Origin of the sequence: Hahella chejuensis KCTC 2396, assembly GCF_000012985.1 — a bacterium.
Taxonomy (GTDB): Bacteria; Pseudomonadota; Gammaproteobacteria; order Pseudomonadales; family Oleiphilaceae; genus Hahella; species Hahella chejuensis.
Map to the genome: position 1 here is coordinate 1,187,981 of NC_007645.1, position 25,297 is coordinate 1,213,277.

General features: G+C 56.0%; 13 protein-coding genes. 9 read left to right on the forward strand and 4 right to left on the reverse strand.

From position 1 onward, the window contains the following. Window positions 1-38: 38 nt before the first annotated feature. Window positions 39-1,784 (reverse strand): alkaline phosphatase D family protein, encoded by a 1,746-nt coding sequence (locus HCH_RS05345; RefSeq protein WP_011395139.1) that lies wholly within the window; start codon window positions 1,782-1,784, stop codon window positions 39-41. Between the two features lie 115 nt (window positions 1,785-1,899). Beyond that, window positions 1,900-2,814 carry a LysR family transcriptional regulator gene (locus tag HCH_RS05350; RefSeq protein ID WP_041598437.1) on the reverse strand — a complete coding sequence of 305 codons (915 nt, stop codon included), beginning with the start codon at window positions 2,812-2,814 and terminating at the stop codon, window positions 1,900-1,902. A 170-nt stretch (window positions 2,815-2,984) separates the two neighbouring features. On the opposite strand from HCH_RS05350, the gene HCH_RS05355 reads away from it, so the two are divergent. Then, window positions 2,985-3,689 carry a pirin family protein gene (locus HCH_RS05355; RefSeq protein ID WP_011395141.1) on the forward strand — a complete coding sequence of 235 codons (705 nt, stop codon included), beginning with the start codon at window positions 2,985-2,987 and terminating at the stop codon, window positions 3,687-3,689. Window positions 3,690-3,769: 80 nt separating this feature from the next. Beyond that, window positions 3,770-4,753 carry a hypothetical protein gene (locus HCH_RS32130; RefSeq protein WP_011395142.1) on the forward strand — a complete coding sequence of 328 codons (984 nt, stop codon included), beginning with the start codon at window positions 3,770-3,772 and terminating at the stop codon, window positions 4,751-4,753. Here the strand turns inward: HCH_RS32130 and HCH_RS05365 are convergent. After that, on the reverse strand, window positions 4,742-5,233 hold the full coding sequence (locus HCH_RS05365; RefSeq protein WP_148212483.1) for a lasso peptide biosynthesis B2 protein: 492 nt from the start codon (window positions 5,231-5,233) through the stop codon (window positions 4,742-4,744). The genes HCH_RS32130 and HCH_RS05365 overlap by 12 nt on opposite strands. A 164-nt stretch (window positions 5,234-5,397) precedes the next feature. Between HCH_RS05365 and HCH_RS05370 the strand changes: the two genes are divergently transcribed. The 3 genes from HCH_RS05370 (at window position 5,398) to HCH_RS05380 (ending at window position 23,121) form a co-directional block, all read left to right on the forward strand. Further along, window positions 5,398-6,171, forward strand: coding sequence for a substrate-binding periplasmic protein (locus HCH_RS05370; RefSeq protein WP_011395144.1), 774 nt, complete (start codon window positions 5,398-5,400; stop codon window positions 6,169-6,171). A 398-nt stretch (window positions 6,172-6,569) separates the two neighbouring features. Further along, entirely contained in the window at window positions 6,570-22,739 is a 16,170-nt protein-coding gene (locus HCH_RS05375) for a LysM peptidoglycan-binding domain-containing protein (RefSeq protein ID WP_011395145.1), read from the forward strand. 10 nt (window positions 22,740-22,749) lie between these two features. Further along, window positions 22,750-23,121, forward strand: coding sequence for a hypothetical protein (locus HCH_RS05380; protein ID WP_011395146.1), 372 nt, complete (start codon window positions 22,750-22,752; stop codon window positions 23,119-23,121). Window positions 23,122-23,279: 158 nt separating this feature from the next. On the opposite strand, the gene HCH_RS34120 is transcribed toward HCH_RS05380, so the two are convergent. Next, window positions 23,280-23,663: a hypothetical protein gene (locus HCH_RS34120; RefSeq protein WP_041598438.1), complete on the reverse strand. Its 384-nt coding sequence runs from the start codon at window positions 23,661-23,663 to the stop codon at window positions 23,280-23,282. 29 nt (window positions 23,664-23,692) lie between these two features. Here HCH_RS34120 and HCH_RS05390 point away from each other — a divergent pair, with 29 nt between their 5' ends. The 4 genes from HCH_RS05390 to HCH_RS05405 all read left to right on the forward strand — a co-directional run bounded on the left by HCH_RS05390 (window position 23,693) and on the right by HCH_RS05405 (window position 25,182). Beyond that, window positions 23,693-24,010, forward strand: coding sequence for a hypothetical protein (locus HCH_RS05390; RefSeq protein WP_041598439.1), 318 nt, complete (start codon window positions 23,693-23,695; stop codon window positions 24,008-24,010). After that, window positions 24,000-24,362 carry a hypothetical protein gene (locus HCH_RS05395; RefSeq protein WP_041598440.1) on the forward strand — a complete coding sequence of 121 codons (363 nt, stop codon included), beginning with the start codon at window positions 24,000-24,002 and terminating at the stop codon, window positions 24,360-24,362. The genes HCH_RS05390 and HCH_RS05395 overlap by 11 nt, the downstream gene beginning before the upstream one ends. Window positions 24,363-24,641: 279 nt before the next feature. After that, window positions 24,642-24,872 carry a hypothetical protein gene (locus HCH_RS05400; protein ID WP_011395150.1) on the forward strand — a complete coding sequence of 77 codons (231 nt, stop codon included), beginning with the start codon at window positions 24,642-24,644 and terminating at the stop codon, window positions 24,870-24,872. Between the two features lies 1 nt (window position 24,873). Then, window positions 24,874-25,182 (forward strand): hypothetical protein, encoded by a 309-nt coding sequence (locus tag HCH_RS05405; RefSeq protein WP_041598441.1) that lies wholly within the window; start codon window positions 24,874-24,876, stop codon window positions 25,180-25,182. Window positions 25,183-25,297 lie beyond the last annotated feature (115 nt).

The window sequence follows — 25,297 nt, forward strand, 5'->3', positions numbered from 1 at the left end:
TATCGGCTAGCCGCGGGATACAGGGCCTGATTAATACATCAAACTTCAATCAACTTGCGGTTATTCGACCCCGGCAGCGTTTTATAACTGACGGAACGCGCGGCGGCCAGTTGGTAGGTGGGGCTCTTCACGGTGTCGACGAAACGCCAGTCCGCCCTGGCTTCGTCTGCGGTGAACGTGGTCAGCAGGTAGCCGCGTTGATTGACGTTCAGGTATCGCAAGTCGCTCACCAGCGTGGTCACGCCCAACTCGGTCTGGGCAATCGTGGCCTCGTCATCCGGCAGGGAAAGGTAGGTTTCCAGACCGGGAGAGGACACTGACGCGGTGGCGAACTCCACGCCGACATGGTCGCCGGACAGGGTTTTCAGGTCGCTGGCCCAGGCGTTGTGGGTGTCTCCCGCCAGCGCCACCAGATTCTTGTTCATGGCCTTCGCCGTCTCGAACAACACTTCCCGTTCTGCTGCATAGCCGTCCCAGGCGTCCAGGTTGTAAGGCAGTACGGTCTCTACCCTTACGCGCTCGGCATCCGTCACGCTGGGATCGCCCATCAGGATACGGCCCTTGATGTTCGCCAGCTCGGCGAATGCAGGCAGGATGGTGTTGGGATCTGGATTCAGCAGCTGGGTCAGTAGTTCCGCAGGCAGCAGCATGCGCCCCATCAATATTTGCTGTCCCAGCACCTGCCAGGTGGCGTTGGACGCAGCCATGGTGTTTTGCAGCCAGTTTCGCTGTTCCGCGCCCAGCAGCGTACGGTTGGCGTCGCTGACGTCTGCGCTGAACTGAGGCGCGTTGAAGGCGCCGCTGACCGGGTCCAGATAATCGAGATAATCCAGTTGTTTGTCGCGGGCGAGCACGCGGGTGTCGAGCATGTAGAGGGACACCAGATCGCCGAACTGGAACTGGCGATAAATGATCTCCTGATTGTCATCCACAACCGGCCGAATCGGCATCCATTCGAAGTAAGCCTGCAGCGCCGCTATTTTGCGGTCTTCAAACTCGCCTTCGCCGTCATTGTGGTTTTTAGCGCCGGACTTCCAGGTGTCGTCAGCAATCTCGTGGTCATCCCAGACGGTGATGAACGGGGTTTTGCGGTGCAGCGCCTGTAGATTGGCGTCGCTGCGATACAGCGCATAGCGCTTGCGGTAATCGGCAAGCGAGAGGATCTCGTTGGCGTTGTCGTCCGGCAACGTGCGTCCGATGGCGGCGGCGTCTTCCGTCGCATAACCGCCGGCGCCGTATTCGTAGATGTAGTCTCCCAGATGTATGACCGCGTCCAGGTCGTCATGCAAGGCTGCTTCCGCGTATACGTTGAAGTGTCCGGCGGGATAATTGGCGCAGGAGAAAACGGCGAACTTGACCTGTTCCGGGCTGACCGTCGGTAGGGTTTTGGTGGCGCCTGCGGGAGAGGCCGAGCCGTTTGCGGTGAAACGGTAGTAATAAGTCGCTCCGGGTTGCAGATTCAGCACGTCCACCTTGACGGTGAAGTCCTGCGCAGCGGATGTCTGCGTGGTTCCGTTATGCAGCAGGTTGCTGAAGCCTGCGTCGTCCGCCACCTCCCAGGATACCGACACTTCAGCGCCGGTATCGTCGGGGAGGGCGCGGGTCCAGATGATCACGCGGTCGCTGAGCGGATCGCCGCTGGCGACGCCGTGACTGAAGGTCACCTGATAGGTTGAATTGGCGTCGTCATCGGAGCTGCACCCCGCCAGACCAGTGGATATCGCCAACGCCCCCATGCCGGCGGCGGTGACTCTGATAAATTCGCGTCTGCTTATTCTTTTCATTATTCCTTTCTCTGTCCTGCCTGTGAAAGTTGCGCGGAAGATAGAGGGATAATGTTACATAAATGTTTAATTTCGCTAGAAAATGCGGCCTTATTTCAAAAACTTGTGGAGAACGTCACGAAAACAGATCCCAGTAGGGCTGATCGCCGAATCGGGCCTGCATGAACTTGACGAAGACGCGTACTCTGGCCGCCAAATGCCGGTTAGGCGGGTATAGCAGACTCAGATAAACCGGCGGGGCCTGATATTCGGGCAGCACGCTCACCAGGCGGCCAGTCTGTAACTCCGGGCCGGCGATAAACGTGGGCAGCAAGGCGACGCCAAGGCCCGCCACCGCCGCGTCGCGCAGGGCTTCTGCATTATTGCAGCACAGCACCCCGTTCACCCGTACGCTGGTTTCCGGAGCGTCGCCGCGACGCAGTCGCCAGGTGTAGCCGGAGGCGAGATTGCCGTAATGCAGACAGGGGCGGCTGGCGAGTTCTTTGATAGTGCGAGGGCGACCATGCTGTTGCAGATAGCCCGGCGACGCGCAAAGCAAACGTTTTGCTTCCACGATGGTGTGCTCAATCAACGAGGGCGCTTCGCGGGTTTCCGCCACTCTCACTGTAATGTCGAAGCCTTCCGAAACCGGATCGACGAAACGGTCGTCCAACACCAGGTGTACGCGGATGTTGGGATAGCGGGTCATGAAGTCAGCCAGGGCGGAACTCAAATGCATCGTGCCGAAAGACATGGGCGCGTTGATTTTCAAATCGCCTTGAGGCTCCGCATGATCGGATTGAATGGCGGTTTCCGCTTCCCGCAGGTCGTTGAGAATGGATTTTGCGCGCAGATAAAACGCCTGGCCTGTGGGCGTCAGAGATACGTGGCGGGTAGTGCGCGCCAGCAGGGTGACGCCCAGCTCATCCTCCAGCGCAATCACCCGCCGATTCACCTGCGAGCGCGACAGCCCCATCTCGCGCGCGGCTTTGGCGAAGCTCTCTGCTTCCGCCACGTTTACGAAGGCCGTAAGCCCCGCCAGTTTATCCATGTACGCCTCTTTGTTATTGCCGGGCCCTGCTCCGAGGCCATTGCATAAATACCTTTTACCTTTCGTATATTGTCGCATACTGAGCGACACAATGGCTTATTTTTGACTAATTGTTTACTTTTTTGAGGAATATAAACTGTCTCCTCATAACGAACACAGGAGGAGACAGTATGAATATCCGTCGAGGGCATGAGCGTGGCGTCGCCAACTTCGGTTGGCTGCACTCAAAACATACTTTTTCATTCGGACACTACTTCGATCCTGCACACATGGGCTTTGGTCCCTTGCGCGTGATCAATCAGGATCAAGTAACGCCCGGCGCGGGCTTCGATACGCACGGACACAGCGATATGGAGATCATTTCCTATGTGGTGTCCGGCGCGTTGGAGCACAAGGACAGTATCGGCAACGGTTCTGTGATCGTGCCGGGAGAGCTGCAACGGATGACCGCGGGAACCGGCATTCGCCATAGCGAATACAATCATTCGCGCACAGAAGGCGTGGAGTTCCTGCAAATCTGGATTCACCCGGAGCAAAAAAGGCTGAAACCGGGGTATGAACAGAAGGCGTTCGCGCCGGAATCCATGACCGGCGTCTTTCGCCTGATCGGCAGCCGCAATGGCGCGCAAGACTCGGTGACGATTCATCAGGACGTCAACTTGTACGCCGCCCGCCTTGATGGCGCAGAACCTGTGTGTCTCGACATCGACCCACAGCGCGGCGCGTGGGTGCAGGTGGTCAAAGGAAGTGTGGAGTTGAACGGGGAAGCGCTGACGGAAGGCGATGGCGCGGCGCTGGAAAACGTCAACAAGCTCACTTTCGCCAACGCGGATAATGCGGAAGTGCTGGTGTTTGATATGAAAATGCAGGCGTAGGGGAGCGGGAGGCTCGATACTGTAGGGAGGAACCCGTTAATATCCATGGGGTTGTCAAAAGCGAGCAAGGATAGGTATCTATGCTGATTCCCTATGAACTAACCACGGTGAACGAGCGCCTGCTGCTACGGTGGATTAATCCCGACCGGCTGGAGTTGCGGCCGGGATTTTTTCATGAGGCGGTGGAGGCGCTGCCGCAGGAGGAGCAGTGCGCCGGGCTGACCCATTTCGATGAGCTGCTGAACGGGGAGGGCGCGGAGCCTCAACCTGCGGGCCTGATCTTTCATACCAGCCGATGCGGCTCCACTTTAGTGTGTCAGATGTTGAAGCAGCATCCGCAGGCCCTGGTGTTGGGGGAGCCGTTTCTGCTGAATCAGATTGTGCGTCACCATCTGCTGTCCCCCGCTCGCAAGATTGAAGCGCTGCGCCGTTGCACTGGCCTATGGGCGCAATGGGCGGCGGAGACGGGACGGCGTCTGGTGATCAAGTTGTCTTCCTGGAACCTGATGCATATTGATCTCTATCAGCGTGCGTTTGATTGTCCGATGCTTTGCCTTTATCGCGACTACCTATCTGTGCTGGAGTCATTGTTGCGGGGGACGCCCAAGTGGCTTGGCGCTGATTGGCCGCCGCGCCCCTTCACCGAGGTGGACGCCAGGCTGTTACCGGATGCGTCGCTGTTGGCGCCGCTGCAATCCGGCGTCATGTCGGCGGAGTCTAAATTGCTGGGAACGGCGGCGGGAACCTATCTGGGGTTCGGGCGGGCGATGTTGGCGGCGCTGGAATCTGATGCGTCAGTGCGGGTGATGGGGTATGAGTCCATAGCGGGCGCGTCAGCGGCGCTGGCTGAGCACTTTGGCTTGCAGCCGTATTCGGGTTTACAGCAGGATATGTCGGAAGCGACCCAGCTCTATTCGAAAGGCGACTCTACTTACCAACCGCCTGATGCGAGGGACAAGCTAAAACGTCTGGATGCGCAGCTTGAGCAACACTACCCGGCCATGAGGCTTGCCTTGCAGGAGGTTTATTCGCGCCTGCAATCACATCGGCAATTACTCGGATAAGGAGCGCGGCAGGTAAGTGGAAGCCTTCACATAGCTCTCGCTGTCCGCTCCCCCGGTGATGATTGTGCTCTCAACTCTGAGCCAGGCATGCGCTTTCAACCCGCCGTCAGAACCGCGTTCTTTAAGAACGCCAAGGTGGATGACGTAAGGCGCCTTGTAAAAGCCCAGCAGCGTTCTGGCCATAATCGCCTGCGCCAGACACTTGCACTCCCACGGGGTATAGCGGGCGACCAAGCGGCAGACGGCCCCGATGCGTCGCGCCAATAATTGCTGCTCCGCAGGGGCGTGAAACAGCGCCTCATGATTCGCAGTCACGCGCCCCAATATCCAGGCGAAACGTCGAAACGGTAAACTCCAAATCATCACACGCACCAGCGCGCTGTAAGGAAACAAAAACGCCAGCCACAGCTTCTCCTGGCGCGGAAGTCGCCAGGCGGTTTGGAGTTTATGGTAGATGCGCGGCATAGAACGAATTGTCACAAGCGCGGGTCCCGGGTCATTCAACAATTACTTGTCTATGGCATGTAGTGTAGTTGAAAAATGGCTGTTATAAGCAGGTCCAGAAAAATGCTTCAACTTGCCCCCTTGTGTGTCGCTGTTTATGCTTTCTAGACAGAATAATCTCAGAAGAGTCTCAGTAGCATATGGCGCGAATTCGTGGCGTAGTCCTGGCATGGCTGCTCATCCTCGCCGGGCATACCGCATCCGCCGCTGAGACGGTGCGCATCGCTATTGGCGAATGGCCGCCCTATCTTTCCGAAGAACTGCGACATTACGGTTTGGCGGCGCATATTGCGGAGGTCTGTTTCAACGCCGCGAATGTGGAGGTAGAGGTTGGCTTCTTTCCTTGGAATCGGGTCGCGCTGTTTGTGGAAAACGGCCTTTGGGACACCTCGATTCTTTGGGTGAAAACCGAAGAACGGGAGAAGGTTTATCTGTTTTCCGATGTGGTGTTCGAAGGTTCCGCAGTGTTCTTCTATGCTAAAGCGCGCCCTTTTCAGTGGCGGAACTATAAAGACCTTGTGGGATTGAAGTTCGGCGGTCTGATGAGCGCCAGCTACCCCTGGTTTGAAGCCGCCAAGGAGCAGGGAATTAATCTTGAAATGGAAGTCGTGTCAGACGAACGCCTCAACCTCGCCAAACTGCTGTCCGGCCGCATTGACGCCTTCTCCCTGGATAAGTACGTCGGCCTGTATATCCTGCACAAAAACTTTCCCCAGGAATCCAATCTCATCACCTACCACCCGACCCCCATCGAATCCTGGCCTTATCGCCTTATCTTCACCAAAAATCCACGCGGAGAAAAAATGCGCAACGCCTTCAATAAGGGACTCAAAATAGTCCAGGAAAACGGCTTGCTGGAACAGCTGTTGGACGATGCGGCTAATGGGCGGTATGTGAGCCGTTTGGCAGAGTAACTCCGCAGGTTCTATATCGTTATTAATCAGGCAGACAAATAGCTTCCTTTTATTTGTCTCCCGCGGCTAGCCGCCGCGCAGGCGCATTCATGCACCTGATTTTTAGCATGGCAATATTATTGTCATGTTAATAACTTTTGATGGCTCCGAAGTAGCAACAAAGTGCTTGTCACTGAATGTGCTTGATGGGTAAACTCCCGACGCTAAAGCTAACTATCTGTTTTGTTTAAATATTGAGCGGTATCGTGTCCAATAGGGATATGGAACAGAGCGCAGCATCCTGCGCGCTATACACAACATTATTATTGTCCAGGCCGCTGACGACAGGCGCAAAGTCTGCCGTCAGCGGCTTTTTTATGCGTTAAAAAAGTCAGTCGAAGTATTTCAGGAGTCATCGAATGGTTGCGGTCGTTTCAGGGGAAGGTCTGGGATTGTTTGGCGCGTCCTTGTCAGGCGCGGGCGCGGGGTTATCGCAAGCGGGCGTCGGTCAGAGCGGCGAGCGGGTCTACGTCAACGCCGCGACGGGCAACCTGGTGCTGCAGCGCCGCGATGAACTGCTGTTAGGCGCGGGGCGCGACGCCAGTCTGATCCGCACCTACAACAGCCAGGGCCGCTTCACCGACGACAACGGCGACAACTTCTACTTCAGCTTCAACCAGCGTCTGGAATTCAACGGCGGCAATCTGAACAAAGCCGGCAGTCTGATCACGCGGATCGCCGGCGACGGCAGCCGCACGGACTATCGTTATGACGAGAGCCGCGGGCTGTATGTCTCCAGCGTCGGCGAAGGGGCCCACGACACCCTGGAGTTCCGCGGCGGCACCGGTTCTGACGCGTTCCTGTGGACGGAAGGCGAGAGCGGCGCGCAGGAAGTGTACAGTTGGCAGGGCAAACTGAGCGCGCTGGCCCATCGCGACGAACCGGGACGAGTGACCATCAGCCGCAGCGCGGCCGCAACGACCCTGACGACGGCGTCGGGGGAGAAACTGGAGATTCAGTACGACGGCGCCGGCCGGGCGGTGCTGGTGAAGACGGTGGGCGCGGACGGCGCGCAACGCAACCAGACATATTACGGCTATGACGCCCAGGGCCGTCTGACGACGGTGACGGTGGACCTGACCCCGGCGGACAACAGCATCGGCGACGGCCGCACCTTCGTGACGCGCTACAGCTACGACGGCGACAGCAAACGGGTGGCGAAGATGCAGGCCAGCGACGGCGTGTCGGTGAGCTTCCAGTACCAGGACATCGGCGGCGAATACCGGGTGACCCGGGTGACCCAGGGCGACGGCGCGGACGCTATTGTCACCACTTACGCCTACGATCTGGCGCAGCGCACCGCGACGGTGACGCGGGTGTTGGACCCCGCGACGCTGAGCGGCCTGCAGACGGTGCTGCGCTACGACGAACGCACGCGCCTGGTGGAAATGCGCCTGCCGCAGCAGGACGGAACCCAGAGCGTGCGCCGCTACGCCTACGACGCCGACGACAATCTCATCCAAAGCACGGACGCCGACGGCCACAGCGAGACCTACCGCTACGACGCCATGGGCAATCTGCTGACCCATACCGACCGTTTGGGGGGCGCCACCGACTACACCTATAACGCCCACAACCAGACCCTGACGGAGACCACGGACGGCGCCACCCAGCGCTACGTTTACGACAGCGCGCACCGTTTGCGTTACCGCGTGGACGCCGAGGGCGGGGTCACCGAATTCCGCTACAACCACCTGGGCCAGCTGACGGCGACCCAGGGGTACCTGGCGCGCTACGACCTGAGCGGCCTGAGTTCCAATCAAGCGCTGAGCGAAGGACCTCTTAATACGTGGGCGCCCGGCGCCCGGGCGCAGGGAACCAGCCTGACGGAATACGCCTACGACTTCCGCGGCCAGCTGAGCCGTCAGACCCGCTACAGCAAGACTGACGCCACGGGCGCGGGAATCGGCGCGGCGACGACGCACTTTATCTACGACGCGGAAGGACGCCTGCTGAAACAGGTCAACCCCGAGCAGGCGGCGCCGACGGAGAACGCGAGCGCGGCCCCGGAGAGCCTGGGGCATCGCACGGGAGAAACGCTGTACGTCTACGACGGCCTGGGCCGGCTGCTGTCGGTGAAGGACGCGCTGGGCGCGGTGACCACGCAGACCGAATACCAGGGCGCGACCATCCTGAGCCGCGACGCGGCGGGTCTGCAAAGCGTGAAGACGTACAACAGCGCCGGCGCGCTGATCGACGTGGTGGAGCGCGACGCCGGCGGCGCCCAGCTGGGCAAGGCGCAACAGTACTACGACGCCCAGGGCCGGGTGATCCGCAGCGTGGACGCGCAGGGCGCGCAGACCCGCTACATCTATGACGGCCAGGACCGGGTGCGTTTTGAAATCGACGCCCTGGGCTACGTCACGGAGAACCGCTATGACGCCCTGGGCCGGGTGACGCAAACGCGTCGCTACGAGGCCGCCTATGGCGGCGCCGACGTGAACCTGACGGCGCTGGAAACGTTCGCCGCGGGCCAGAGCGCGATCACGACGCGACGCTTCTATGACGCGGCGGGCCAGGTGCGTTTCGAAATCGACGCCCAGGGCTATGTGACCGGCTACGAGTACGACGGACAAGGGCGCGTTGCGAAGAAGACCCGCTACGACAAGGCGGCGGACCTGAACGCGGCGAATCTGGCGTCGCTGGCGGCGCATGCGCCGAGCTGGCGCGGCGACGGCGTCGTGCAGATCGACGCGGGACGGATTATCAAGACCGCCGCCACCGGACTCAGCGGAGGCCGGGCGGTGGCGAACGAAACGCTGCGACAAGGCCGCGGCGCGCTGGAGTTCACCGTGGCGGCGCTGCCGACCGGGGCGTCCCTGGGCGCGGTGGGTTTCAACAAGACCCCGGAGACCGTCCTGAGCGGGAACGCTTACCTGAATGAAGTGGACCTGGGCGTTTTCATCCGCGACCCGGACGGGGCGGGTTCGCAGGGCCACAGCCTGATGATCCAGGTGAACGGCGTGCGCACGGAGCCAACCTCGGCGACGCCGATTCAGGTCGGCGACCGCCTGCGCATCGAAATGCGGGGCGCGGACGCGCGCATCCTGCTTCAGCGCCCTGGCCAGCACGGCTTCACATTGATACAGACCCTGACGGGCGTGGTGGATGCGAACGCGAATTACACGGCGCAAACCAACCTGTACGGCGCCGGCGCGGCCATTGAGGGCGTGGCGCTCAGCGGCGATGCGGACTACCACAGCGCGGGCGTCTCCACCCGCTACGTCTATGACGCCAAGGGCCAGGCGCGCTTCGAGATCGACGCGCAAGGCTACGTCACGGAGAACCGCTACGACGCACTGGGGCGCGTGGTGGAGACGGTGCGTTACCTGGATGCGCAGGCGTTGACGCCTTCGCAGCTGGCGCAACTGCAGCGGCAGGCGGACAGCGGCGCGGCGGGCGGCGTGGGAGACGTCGTCTTGGACAGCGAAACCTTGCCGGCGCCGGCGGGCTGGAGCGAGTCAACCAGCACAGCGGGCTATGAAGGCCGACAGTACCTGACGGCCAAAGGGGCGTCCGCTGCGGTCGAGTGGCGCTCGGCGCTGACGCAGGCGGGACGCCATGGCGTGTACGCGACCTGGACCGCGCACGCCAATCGGGCGAGCAATGCGACCTATCGGGTTCATCATGTGGACGCCGCAGGCAAGGCGACCGTGACGGACGTGAAAGTGAACCAGCGGACGCAGGGTGGTCAGTGGGTGTTGCTGGGCGACTTTGATTTCGGCGCAGAAGGCCGGGTGGAGCTGCTGGGCGGCGGAGATGGCTATGTGGTGGCCGATGCGGTGAAATTCGCGCGCGCGAACTACGCCACGCAGAGCAAGAAAGTCGTGTACGACGCCCAGGGTCGTGCGCGTTTCAGTCTGGACGAACAGGGCTATGTCACCGAGAACCGCTATGACGCGGCGGGCCGGGTCGTGGCCACCCTTCGCTACGATAGCGCTTACCAGGGCGACGCATGGGGCGAGAGCGACCTGGAGAACTTCGTCAACGGCAAAACCCCGGCTTCCCATTCTCGTTTGATTTACGACGCCAAAGGCCAGGCGCGTTTCACCATCGACGCCCTGGGCCTGGTGACGGAGACCCGTTACGACAGTCTGGGCCGTATAACCGAAAAACTCAGTTACAGCTCCGCCTACACGGGCGCCGCTTTTACCGAAAGCGCCCTGCAGAGCTTTATCAGCGGCAAAACGCCCGCTGCCCATTCCCGGTTGGTCTACGACGTCAAAGGCCAGGCGCGCTTCACCCTCGACGCCCTGGGCCAGGTAACGGAGACCCGTTACGACAGCCTGGGGCGGGTAATTGAAACGCTAACTTACAAAGGCGTTTATACCGCTGCGAGCACTACCGAAAGCGATCTGCAATCCTTTGTCAATGGTAAAACCATTCTTACTAAATCTCGTGTGATCTATGACGCCAGAGGCCAGGCGCGCTTCACCCTCGACGCTTTGGGGTATGTCACCGAGAACCGCTACGACGCCCAAGGGCGGGTAACGGAGAAACAACGCTTTAATGCGATCTACACCGGTGCGGACTTTAGTGAAAGCGCCTTGCAGACGTTCACGAACGGCAAAACCCCGGCTTCCCATTCCCGATTGGTCTACGACGCTAAAGGCCAGGCGCGCTTCACTCTGGACGCTCTGGGTCAAGTGACGGAGAACCGCTACGATGCGTTGGGTCGAATAACCGAAAAACTCAGTTACAGTTCTACATACACCGGCGCGGCATTTACTGAAAGCGCCTTGCAGACGTTCACGAACGGCAAAACCCCGGCTTCCCATTCCCGATTGGTCTACGACGCCAAAGGCCAGACGCGCTTCATCCTCGACGCCCTGGGCCAGGTGACGGAGAACCGTTACGACGCCCTGGGCCGGGTGACCGAAAAACGCAGCTACAGCCATGCCTATAACGGCGGCGTATTCACCGAAAGCGCCCTGCAGACGTTCGCAAACGGTGAGGCCCCCGCCTCCCGCACTCGTTTGGTCTATGACGCCAAAAACCAGGTGCGTTTTACGGTCGACGCGTTGGGACAAGTAACCGAGACCCGCTACGACGCGTTGGGACAAGTGATCGAAACGCGCAGTTACGATGGCGTTTATACGGGGACCAGCGCTACCGAAAGCGCTTTGCAGTCCTTTGTCAGCGGCAAAACCGTTCACGCTCGATCTCGCGTGGCCTACGACGCCAAAGGCCAGGCGCGCTTCATCATCGACGCCCTGGGTTACGTCACCGAGAACCGTTACGACGCCCTGGGACAGGTGGCGGAAAAACTCAGCTATGACCGCGTTTACGCCGGTTCGGATTACAGCGAAGCGGCGCTGACCCAGTTCGTTAGCGCGCAAAGTCAGCCGCGCAGCGGGCGTTTGGTGTATGACGCCAAGGGGCAGGCGCGGTTTGAGATTGACGCGCTGGGCCATGTGACGGAGCGGGAATACGACGCGGCGGGACGGGTGATCGCCACCTACCAATACGATGGAGCGCTGCCGGCGGATGCGACCTACACCGAAGCGGGCGTGGAGCAATGGCTGCCGCAGGCGGCGGAGTGGTCGAAGCGCACCGGCGCGCTGGTGGGCGGTTCGTCGCGCATTGAGCAGCTGGACGTACCGGAAGCGAGAGAGTTTACCGGCAGCGTGAGATCGCGGCAGACCATCCGCGGTGAAGGCTATGTGGAGTTCAGTCTGCCCTCGGAAGGCGTCAATGCGGTGTTCTGTGGTTTCAGCGAGAAGGATGCGGGGACTTCCTACGAGGATCTGAACTTCGCGTTTTACCGCAAGCAGGGCGGCGTGGTGCGCTGCTATGAAGATTCGGCCAAGGTGAAAGAGCTGGGCGTGTTGCCCGGGGACACCCGTTACCGCATCGAGCTGAAAGACGGCAAGGTCAACTACTACATCAAGCGGGAAAGCGACGCGACTTTCACTTTGGTGCACACCTCCACCAGAACGGTGGAGCCCGGCAAGGCGTACGCCATCGACAGCTCCTTCTACAAAGGCGGCTCCCTGCTGAAAGACGTGGTGATCGGAACGCGACTGGACGCCCCGGCGGGACGCGTGAACGTCAGCCGCACGATCTACGACGCGCGCGGTCTGGCGCGCTTCAGCCTGAACGCCCTGGGGCAGGTGACGGAGACCCGTTACGATGCGGCGGGCAGAGCGACGCAGACGCTGCGCTACGAAACCGCCTACAGCGGCGCCGATTACAGCGAAACGGCGCTGGCGCAGTTCGTCGCGGGCGAGACCCGGGCGCAACATGCCTACATGGTGTACGACAGCCTGGGTCAGGCGCGCTTCAAGCTGGACCACCAGGGCCATATCACCGAACTGGAATACGATCACAACGGTCAGGTGACGCGCACGCTGAGTTACGTCGCGGCCTATGACCTGAGCCAGCCGCTGACGGCGGCGGCGCTGGAAACTTATGTGCAAGGCCACGCTTCAGCCGGGGACCGGGTGGAGCAGGTCTTCTACGACGCCCGCGGCCTGGAAATCTACCGGATAGACGCTGGCGGACGCCTGATCGAACAGGAATACGACCACGCCGGTCGTCTGACCCACCGCGTGCGCTACGCCGCCAGCCTGAATCTCGGAACCGCCGCGACCCTGACGCAAGTGACGCAGGCGGCGGACGCCCATCGCAGCGCGGCGGCGAACCAGCACAGCCGTCTGGTTTACGACGCCCTGGGACGTCTGCGCTACAGCCTGGACGGCGAGAATTACGTCTCGGAAACCCTGTACAACGGACAGGGGCAGGTGACGGAAGAACGCCGTTACGCCGCCCCCTGGACCCAGGCGGCGACCCTGAGCGCCCTGACGGGGCTGCACCCGGACGCCGAGACCCGCATCACCCGCTACGCCTATGACGACGCCGGCCGCAAGATCAGCCAGTCGCAGCGGCTGATGACCGGCGGCGCGGAGACCTGGATTACTGAAAGCTACGCCTACGACGCCCACGGCAACCGCACGGCGGTGACCGACGCGCGGGGCAACGTCACCAGCTTCGCCTACGACGCGGACAACCGCCTGATCGCCAAACTGACGCCGAAAGACGCTATCGACGATGCGGACATCAGCGCCAGCGCGCGCAAAGGCGCGGTGACGCGCTACCAGTACGACGGCTTCGACAACCTGATCCAGGAAAGCCAGTACGTCACGGAAGTATCGATCCATGAACGCACGGCGGCGGATTACGCCACGGCCAACGTTCCGGCCAATAACGATCCGGTCAGCGGAGACCGGCATACCCGTTACGAATACGATGCGCTCAACCGTCAGGAGCGCATCCGCACGCCGGAGCTGAATGGCGTCTCCACACTGACGCGCAAGGAATACGACCGCTACGGCAACGTCACGGCCTTGATCGAAGCGGAAGGCTCCGCTCTGGAGCGCACCACGCGTTACGAATTCGACGACCTGAACCGGGTTGTGAAGGAAACCAAAGCGTTCGGGACGGCGGACGCCAGCAGCACGGGCTATGTTTACAACGCCTTCGGCCAGGTGGAGCGGGTGATCGATCCGCGCGCTTACGCGTTGGTGGAGAGCAACGACGCCTGGGCGCAGGAAATGCGCGCGCTGATTCGCAGTGTCGCCAGTGGTGGGAGCGTTAATCGTGCGGAAGCGATGGCGCTGCAAATTCCTGCGCACTTGAAAGCGCAGCTGTACAGTCTGCCGGACAAGGCGGAGAACCTGAACAGCTTCCATAAGCAGGCGCTGTATGAGCTGTACTCCCGCCAACAGCGTTTCGACACGCTGGGCCGCAAAATCTCCGAGACGGACGCCAACGGTCAGGTCAAGTCCACCACCTACGACGCCTTTGGCAATATCGCTAAAGTGATTGATGGCGTCGGCAAAACAGGCTACTTCTACTACGACAGCCTCAATCGCCTGCGTTACAGCGTCGATCCCGCCGGCTACGTCATAGAAAACCAGTACACCAGCACCGGCAAAGTAAAAAGCAAGATCGAGCATTATGCGCCGATCAGCCTTTCCGGACTGAACGAAAGCACGGCGCTCAGCGTCATCGCCGGCCGCATCAGCAGCGTCAATACGGGGGCGGTGAATCCCAACGCGCATATTTATCAGGTCGGCGGACGCACCGATTACGTCTTCGACACGCTGGACCGGGTCAGCGATATCGTTTATCGCCATACTCAGCTGGATGGGGCGGTGAAGAACTATGTGGAGCGTTTTGAGTACGACAAAGCGGGCAACCGCATCCGCATGGTGGACAGGCTGCAGAACTACCAGCAAGGACAGGGCGTCGTTGAAACCCAGGCGTATCGCTATGCCTACGACGCCGCCAACCGCTTGATCAAGGAAGTGACGCCGGCGGTCAGGGTATACCGGGCCAACGACGACCGCTCGGTGACGCTGCTGGCCAACGCAGGCGTGGAGACGCGTTATCAGTACGACGCCCTGGGCAACAAAGTGAAGGTGACGCAGGCGGCGAATATCGCAGAACAGAGCCGCACTACGGAATACCGTTATGACAAGCTGAACCGGGAGGTTCTGCGCATTGATCAGGCGATGGACGGCATCTACGACGCCGGCGCCAACGCCACTTACAACAACGTCAGTCTGCATACCCGCACTGAATACGATCAGATGGGCCAGGTCGTTGCAACGACCCGGCAAGCGCATCAGAACGGAACCACGCCTGTCGGTGCGGCGCGAGTGGCGCGCTATGGTTACAACGCCTTGAGTCAACAGATCTGGGCGGTTAACGCGGACTTTGGTCTCTCCGCCATGACCTACGATGCGGCGGGTAACCGCATTCAGGTGCGCCAGTATGGCGAGCGCTTGACGCTAGGGTATGGTGCGACGGAAGTCGCGGCGTTGATGAATAAGGACAGCGACGACTATCGTGAGCTGAACAGCTATTACGACCGGGAAAACCGCGTTATCGCCACCCGCACCCGTGACGAGCAGTTGTTTGACCTCAATGCGGTCATTCATGGCGGCGGGGAGGACACAGAGCGCACGGGCTATTACGTCGGCGCGCAAACGACGCAGTCCTATTACGACGGCAACGGGCAGGTGGTGAAGTCCGTGGACGCCAACTACCAGCCGACCTACTACTTTTATGACGATCGCGGCAATCGCATCCTGCAGGTGGACCCGCTGGGGGGCGCCATTGCGTGGGAGTATGACTATCGCGGCTCGGTGACGAAAGAAACCCAGTTCGCCGTGCCGCTCAAAGGAACGACCTTGCAGGCGCTGGCGGCGGATCAATCCAGTCGTAGCGCCCAGGCGTTGATTGCAGAAGCGAAAACGGACCCGGCGCCCAGCGGAGACCCGGACAAACCGGCGCTGCGCAACGCCGACAACCGGGTGACGGAGTTCCGCTACGATAACCTGGGCCGCAAGGTGCAGGAGATCAAGAAGGAGGTCGCCTACAGCGCCATCGACAAGAGCAGTGGCGCGCTCAGTCATACCAGCGGCGACCTGGTCACCGCTTACACATACGACGGCATGGGCAATGTGGTGAAAGTAGTGCGCCCGGGCGTCAATCACGTCACGGAGTTCACTTACGACAATCTGGGGCGGCAAGAGACGCAGACCGGAGAAACCTTCACGGACTTCGAAGGCGATACGGTGCGTCGACGTCAGAGCCAATCCTATAACGCGTTTGGCGAGCAGGTGAGCATCAGCGCTACGGCGGTTCGCGCCGACGGCGGCGCGTTCAGCAGCAGCCGTGAAGGCGTCAGCGCAGACCGTAAGACGAAGCAAACGCGCACTGAGATTCATGTGCTCGACCGACTGGGCCGCACAATCACGTCTCTGGATGCGGATAATCGTCGTATCCAATACAACTACGACAGCTATGGCAATGTGACCCGTCAGCAGACGCTGGTCGGCGGCTACAGCAGCGGTTCGACGCATAATCGCACCCTGGACGTCTTCTTTATCTATGACGCTCAGGATCAGGAAATCAAACGCTGGGAAGTGGACCCGACCTATCTAAGCGAAACCGTCAGCAGCGAAGTGCGCTACAACGCCTATGGCGAGATTGAAGCGAAAGGCAAAGCGGGACAGTGGCAGGAGCAGTTCGTCTACGACCATATTGGACGCGTGCTTAAAACCAATAAGGACAACGGCGCCTGGAAGCTGTATCTGTATGACGCCAACGGCAAGGCGACGATGGAGATGCTGACCATCGACAGTTTTGAGCTGGATGGGAAAACCGTCACCCTGAAAGACATCAAGAGCGCCGCGGACGCCGCCAAACTCTCGCCGAAAGACGTACAGATCCGCGTCAGCGTGTATGACGCCAAAGGGCAGTTGACGGACGTGGTGGAGCCGCCCATGACCTTTGAAGGGTTAAGCGGGGAGATCCGTTGGAAAGGCGCGGAGGGCGTACAGGGGCAACCTGGCTACGATAGCGGCACAGCGCCTACGTTAGGGCCGTGGGTTGGGGCGGGTGATCCTGCATTGGGACTGGCGCTTGTCGATACGAATACGATTGCGGCGGGGATGCCCGTAAGAGATACCGTCTGGATCGACATAAATGATCCCGAAACGGATTCAATAGCGAAAATCCAACAAAAGTATGGGACGGGAGAGAAAACAACCGTTGGGACAGTCCCGGGCTTTGATCCTAATGATGATTCTGTCGCTACTCAGGAAATCCAGTTGGCCAGAATCGATATCAACCTGAGAGAAAATAGTGCGGCGTTAAACATCAGCTTGTTGGACTCGGAAGTAAAAAGCTGGAAGCTGACTTATCTCTCATTGGACGAGCATATAGTTGACAGCGGAGTTCGTGAGGGCGCCTCCAGCGAACAGCTTGAGCTGCAGGGATTGAAGGCGGCGCGCTATGGTTATCGATTGGAGTTGCGCGACGATAAGGGTGTTGTGCTGGGCGAGCTCGTTGGCGATCAATTGGCGACAGAGCAAGATAAAACGCCGTCCGCCTGGGTCCTGCCGGTGGAGAATCAAACCGCTACTGTGACCATGACCGCCAAAAAGGTGGTGAAAACCATCGTGGATAAATATGTAGATTTAAATAACTACGCTAATACTAAAACAACGGTGCAAACTGAATATGTTCTGAAAGCGGAAACCAGAATCAGTGATCGCTGGGTGGAATATGACAACAATGGCGCTGTTGCAACTGAAAAGTGGGTGACCTCTGCGCGCTCAATTGAGTCGCATAAGTTTCAGGAAAAAGTGGATTTGGAACAAACGCGCCGACTAAATAGGGAATTTTCAAGCATATCTCCTTCAAGAAGAGTAAATGAAAAAGGTTTGCCTGCGGGAGATACTATATACAGCTCAAAGTCGACTATCCATATTAAGCAGAATCTTCTAGATGTAATGAGTGCTCCCAGGTCTAACTTTGAAATTACTGTACCTAATATTAAAGCTTTGCAGGGTGAGCTTTTAATACTAAAGATGGAAGGCCCTTTTGTAAAAAAACCTATAACTTTGGCGGAGGTTAAGGCCGGGCATACTGTTAAGCTAGAAAATATAACTTTTGCAGAGCCATGGGCTACTGAGTTTAGCTTGTATTGTGGAGATACATTAATCGCTAAGCAAAAGGTCGATTATGATTTTGGGTGGCCAAGCTCTAATGACTTTAATTATGTTTTAAATGTACCTTCCCTTATATCTTTTTCTAGTTTTGGGACTGATGCGAAGGAATTGATTGGAGATTTCTTTATCGCAGGTCAAAGATACCCAAGACAATCTACGTTTAGTGGAAATAAAGTAATTTGGGCTCTTGGTGATTTTTTTGAGCGCCCCTTTTATGCACAGACTGCGGTAAGAGATGCATCGGGTGGGCATATCTCTAAATTAACATTAAGTAGAGATTCCAGCTCTAGCGATGTGGTCGTTTTGAGAGAGTTTGACTACATCCATGGAGGCGGCAGCTTAACGGAAGAAACCTGGAAAGGTCACTCAGAGTCAGCGCCTAGCACACAAACCACTGCTCCCTGGTCAGGCGACACACTACAAAATAGCTATCTACGCAGTCTCGCATATCATTACGTAAAATCTGCGGGAGCTACTACGCAAGACGAAGGTTTCAACGCCACTTATGGCTCCGTCGAAGGCAATATTATTCGTCGTCAGAATCGCTATAACGCGTTTGGCGACGTGGTTGCGGAAGTGGATGGTCGGCGTACCAAGGAGAAGTACGACAACAATGGCGATCTGGTGTATGACGAGCATGGCCAGCCCGTCCAGGTCGCTGTTTCAGGCAATGTTACCCGTTATGAATACAACCAGTTAGGGAAGCTGGTCCGAGAGGTGAAGCCCGAGACGGATATCAATCCTGAGAAGTCTGATGCGGTGCGCGCCAGACCCATCACCTCTTATTACTACAATGAGCTGGGCGAGCAGGTCGCTGTCAGGGATGCGCGCAGCCACTATACCGGCGATGTTTATTACAAGAAGCAGGTGGTGGAAAACGGGCAGGTTGTTAAGTCCTTTGATCGCACGGGAGCGACGAAATCCTTTGCGTACGACATCTACGGCGCCAAACGTACGGAGGTCACGGAGCTGGGGCAGCGTATCCAGTATGGTTACGATGCCGTAGGCAATCTCACTTCCCAAAAACGCTTCAACGCCGCCGGTCAGTTTTACGCCCAGGATAGTTATGGTTATGATTCCCTGGGTAACCGCATTACCCATACTGATGCGGCGGGCAATACAGAAACCTATCTCTATGACGGCGCGGGTCGAGTCCGCGAGCATGTCAGCTTAGCCAGACGCAAGACCCAATACGCATATCGCTATATCGAGTCCATTGGCGGAGGTTTGGGGGGCTACGAGAAAATCACGCAAACCGGCATGTATGGCGGCAGTGGCGAGTTAAATCGCATCACAGATCAGTCTGATTACTTTGGTCGCGCCCGACTGCATAACGATTTGGGCGGTCATGTTTTCTCTTACGACTACAACCAGGCGGGTTGGCTGATGCGCCAAACCGGGACTACCGCGCTACTGGAGTCAGAATCCCGGCACAAGACCGCCCGCAATAACCAGGATATTGAGTATCGTTACTATGCTAACGGTTATCTCAAAGAGGTCATCGACCGCGGCGCGGGAACCAAGGCGAGTTATCAGTACGATAAAAACGGCAATCGCACTCTGGAGGCTTATTATGATCTGGCCCACGATGCGGACAGCGCCTCAACAGACGGATACTCAGACTATCTGCCCTATCAGGTGGCCCGTATTTATTATGATGAGCTGAACCGGGTCAAGCAGGTTGTGGACCCCGGCTTTGATATCAAATACGGTTACGACGCCAACGGCAACCGCCGCTTTACCGATACCAGGTACCTGGAATATACCGATGCAAGCGGCGCCAGACCGGCGAAAGATCCGCAAACGTTTTTCTATCTGTATGACAAGGAAGACCGTTTCAATATCACTATGGGTCGCCGTACGGGCAGCAATGGCGGCTATGTGATTGATCAAGGCAACACCGGCTACGCCATCCAATATTATGCTGACGGCAATCGTAAGAGTGCGGAAAGCAATTTGCTGGATAACAACGGCGCGGCATCGTATAGCTACGAGCGCTATGAATACGGCGACTTGGGTACTGTAGACAGGGTGTACCTGAAAACCGCTCCAGGTGGAGTGGAATCCTTGCGCGCCAAACGTGTGCATAACAATGTCGGCCATATGCAGACTTATACGGAATATGACGCTTCCGGTAACGTGACCTCGCACCACGGCTACACCTATGACAAAGACGGTGTCGTGGATAAAGACACGACCTACAAAAACGCCACGGACCTGACGAAAAAGAAATCGGAGCTGGACTACAACTATCTGATGGACGGCAAGACCGTTAAGAACGTCATCCAGACGAATTACAAGTCCAATGGTACGTCAATGGAGACCCAGATAACGACATCCTATATCTTTGATGACTCTGATAAATGGGACAGTTTCAAAGCGACGGAAGTGAGAATTAGCGGCACAGGAAGTAAAGATTACTTAAAAGTTGGCTGGAAAGAAGGGCGCTCTGTTTACACCTATGATGCTAATGGGCATAACACATACTTGTTGGATGGCCATACTGGACGTTCCATCGACTATGTCACCAACTATCAGGGACGAGTTCTTCAGCGGCAAGAGCTGAACCGCGATGAGCGTATGTCGGAGGGCAAGGCTCCGTACATACGCAGATTCTATTTCGCTAACAACAAAGTCATTGGCGATGTAGGCAATGATCCGGTTCCCTCCCGGTTTGATTATGCGCAGGCATTGGCTCAACAGGACGCCAATAAGCACAACGATATTCGTGAGCGAATCACGCCAACGACCTCTGCGGATTTTGATCAGAACTATCAGCCGATTAACCCGGATTATCCAGCGAAATCCCCTACTTATTATGTAGTGAATGAAGGCGATACCCTGCAAAGCGTCGCGCTATCGGTATGGGGAGATAGCTCTCTTTGGTACATTCTGGCGGACGTGAATGGGTTGAACGGTTCAGAGAAGCTGGTCGCCGGCTTCAACCTGAAAGTGCCGAATGTCGTCACTAACATTCATAACAACTCGGAGACGTTCAGGCCTTATGATCCAGGACTGGCGCTGGGCGATACCAGCCCGACATTGCCAGATCCGCCTCCGCCCCCACCACCCAAGAAGAAATGCGGTTTCAAAGCCCTTCTGGTTATTGTGATTGCCGTTGCAGTAGCTGTTTTGGTAACGCCCGCCGCAATTCAAGGGGTTGGAAACTTAATTGGCGCAACCGTAGCAGAAGCGGGCGCAATAGCGTTGCCCGGTGGTTTTGTCGCCAATGGATTGGGCTACACGGCTGTGGCGGCGGGAGGATTTGCCGGCGGGTTTTTAAGCAGCGCTGTATCTCAGTTGGCGGCGAAAGAGTTTGGATTGCAAGAGCACTTTTCTCTTCGAGGCGCCATACGCTCGGGGCTGACCGGCGCGGCGACCGCGGGCGCCAATAGCTATGTCAAAGTAAACGGATGGGACCAGTGGGCGCAAAACGCTGCTACAGCTGGCGCTGCAGTGGGCTCTAACTACTTGGCGGGCAAAGCCACGAATCTCCCCACCACCTTCCGCTGGAGAGACGTCGCGACCAGCTTTGCCGCCGCCTCAGTGATGAGCGGCATTGGCGTCGGCGATGAAAATGCATTTTACAACAAAGGCCTAAAGGGCTATGTCGACGGCCTTCTTCCAGACAGCATTAAAAACTCCAGTATCGCCAGAGACGCTGTCCAAGGGCTAACAGCAGGCGCAGTATCCGAAGCCGTTCGCGTAGCGATCTATGACAGCGAAGATTACCGCCCTGATTATGTGGGAATGATCGCGGGGGTTGTTGGTAGTACGTTGGGAGGCTTGGCGGTAAGCGCTGCAACAGGGGGGCAGATGATGTCTGCACAACAAGTTGCTCGTCGTGAGATATCTACAGTAAGTAATCTTGAAGGAACTACGTATCTGTACGCTTCAGAATCAGCAGGTGTAGTTGATACGGGACTGGGTAGCTTAGGTATACAGTTGGATGAGGAGACTCCAAACGCAGGCCAATATACGTTATTCGATGAGTTTTATGGATTAGCATCCCCTAGTACTGATGTGGATGAGTTGTTACTCATGGACTTTACAGATAGTCTCAATTACGGTATGAGCAAGCGCACAGAACACTTTTTTGATGACTACCAATTAAGCCTCAATGGTGGACCTTCTTGGTGGGATGAAATTAATGGACCGGTAGAGCCTCTGTGGAATGTCCAGATCAACCGTAATACAGACGTTGTCCTTACTTATGGAACTATTGATACAGGGAACGTGGTAACTAACTTCATAAGCTTTGGTGTGAAGTCACTTGCAAATGGGCTATTTACTCTCACCAACGCATTTAGCAACGGTGCTTCTCTACCGATACAAGGTTATGCGGCTGCCAGGGACCTTACTTTAGATGACGCAGATACTGAACTCACTGCGTTGGGTGCAAGTACAGGGGCCTTAGCGCCCCTGACTATGACTGGAGCCAAAATAATTTCGGTTGCACCTTTGAGATTTTTAAATAAGCTTAGCCGGTATAGCTATCTCCCTGAAACTGTTAGAGCTGCTTCAGGTCCGGTTGATACGGCCTTTATCAAATTGGATGATGGCTTTGTTGCAGCCGCAAGGCAGAGTAATTCGCTGACTTTTGTTGATGATCTAGATAGTTTCCGGTTAAGCAGCGAGGTTGGTAATACACCTAACAGGTTGGATATTGTTACCCATGGAGACCCTAAGTCCGTAGTCGTTGGTGGGGAGAGCGTTAGTGGGTATCAGCTAGCTAATGCCCTTATAGAAAGTGGGCAGCTTGAAGGTATTACACATATTAAACTAATTAGCTGTTCAACTGGATGCGACATTCCAGGGGACAAGAACGTAGCTCAGATAATGGCTAATGTAACTAGATTAAAGGTTACCGCGCCAAATAGAGATTTATGGGCTGTAAAAGGCGTGGATAAAATATTTGTCGCTGATGATATAAAGTTTGACCGCGACTGGAATCAGTGGAAGCCAGTTAATGAAGGCTTATTTGTTGACTACTTTCCAGAATAAAGGGGGGGGGATGAATACTGTTGAGTTGTTGGATTATATAAGTGGGTTAAATAAGTTTTTGGTTTCAGATGGGCCGCCAAAAGTTATTGATGTGGATGAGTGGATTGATTTGAAGGTCATGGGAGAGCTTAAAGGAGAGCCTGTTTTAAGTAAGCGTGAAAAAGAGGAGCTTTCTTCTTTGCCGCCTCTGGAGTTGCCGGTAACCACGTTGGGTTTTAATTGTCCTATTGAAAACAAAAAGATTTTCTTGGGGTTGTATTATTATGATGTGGGGGGGTGGCTGATTAATTCTATATCTGTTTATTATATAATTAACTATGATATAGTTGTTCCGGATGACTTGGTTTGTAAAATTAAAGCTCTGAGCTTGAGGGAGAGTTAAGAAAGAGTTGATGTTTATATCAATAGGGTCAGTATCAATAGGGTCAGAGCCATTGATCCTTCATCACGCGAAGATTCTCAGACTTCCTATCTCTGAATCGCCCCAATGGCTTTGTCCGTCTGCCAGTTTTGGCTTGTATCTCAGCTTTAAAACGATTATTACCTTGGTGGTCGCTTCCCGGATAGCGAAAACCTACAAACGCCACCCATACAGCGCCAACACTCCATTACCCTCATTGCAAACAAATTCCCTACTTCCCGGCAGATAGTTAACAGGAAGGTCGCACGGGTATTCGTATAGCAGTGCGCCGCTTTCCAGATCCCAGATGGTGATGGCGTCGCCTTTTCCGTGGTTGAGAACAGGTATTGGTCGTAGTAGAAGGCGTTTATGGTGGGGCCGGCGAACCATTTGATTTGGTCGCCGCTTTTGACGTCGAAAATGGCGGCGCTGGCGAGGGGGACGTCGTAGTCAGTATGCAGGTCCTGGCATCCCCAAATACAGATGCGGTCTTCGTCGATCCAGAAAAAGGGCGAGGACCACACTGACAAAGGTTACAGGTGATGAATTCAGTATGTATACCTTGGGCGCTCGGAGAACCATCATTCGGGGTAATGGTGAAAAAGTTACCGTGAGCCAAGATGTTTATGAAGGTCTAATTTCTGGGCAATATGGTAAGTGGTCTGGCCACACCCATCGCCCTGGATACTCTATCGACCCAGGTCCAGAGGATCGTCCGATGTTAATTAAGTTAGAGCAAAAGCAGAGCGCTATATGGCCTGCTAACGCAGATACCGAGCCATATTTATTTGGGCAAATAGGCAAGGCTGACGACTTGCAACTTCAATCTGATGTGGCTAGAAAAATTTGGGAGAAACTCTATGGGCAATAATAAACAAGGTGGTGTAGAGGTCGTAACCGAAAAGTTCATTGATGAGTTCCTTCGAATTCATCCGCGAGGCGGTCTTCCTCTTTGGTTTAGAAATAAAACTACCCATCAAACCCTAGATAAAGGCGATAGTTGGCAGCTTTCAATTGTTGCATCAAAGAATCACCGGAAACCCGGTAATTCTAATGTTGTTATCGATGAAAAAACTGGCGAAAAGCGCTACGTGATTGCTGATTCTTATGAGGAGATCGTTCTGTTTTCGATGAGATTTAGAAAGTCAGATTTATCTGGTGAGGTTATAGTTGATACTGATTTTTCTCAGATAGATAGTGATCAATTGGTTGGTTTAAATTAGTTGTTCCAGACAGTGATGCTCTTTTAAAGGGGAGCATGTAGACATCGTACAAAAGGGGGGGGCGGCAATGCAGCGGACCTACGTTCATTAGATGATGAGTTGAGACTAGCCGATGGCTACGGCTTCTACATAGTTGATGATGTAAGAATTAATTATATTGGGAATCTAAAACCACCTCCAATGGAGGTGGTGATCGTCAGGCAAATCGCACTATATGGTTGAATAGTAGGCAGTAAGCTCAGAGAGTACGCCTCTTTTTCTCCCCTAATAAGGACTGTTATGGGTTCTTCTTTAATTGACGGCGTTAAACACCATTTCTCCAGCCTTTCTGATCCTCGTCGAGAGACGCTCAATATGCGGCATAATTTCTATATGGCTGGCCCAGGCGATCTTTATTTGCTGAGAAACTACGTTCAGCAAGGACAAAAAGAAGCAGGTTTGAAAGTGCAACAGAATAGCGGAATTTGGAACCTGGATGGTGTTTGGGGGTTAATTGACAATGGGAACTAGTATGGATGTTGAGAAAGCTCAAGATATAGCAGAGTCTTTTGTAAAAGCTAACCCAAATAAGCTTGGAAAACGATTTAAGGAACTAGCTGCTGAACAGCTAGTTCCTAATAGTACGATTAAGAACAAGGAGTATTGGGAGTTTTGGTTAGTTCAAGAGGACTCAAAGCTTATTAATACTGAATTTACAAGGAGCTTGGGTATCAATTTGGGAGATGTTCTAACCTTTGCAGGTAAACCACCCTCAATTTTGTTATCAAAGTTGAGGGTCAATAAAGTATGTGGCGAAGTTGAGGTGGTTAATTTAACTTGAGTTTGATGTTCCAAGCTCATATATCAATAGGGTCAGAGCCATTGATCGAGACTGTAATTAAATTTGTGTATCTGCCTATCACTAGTACCCTATTGCAGGGTTAAGGATAGGCAGA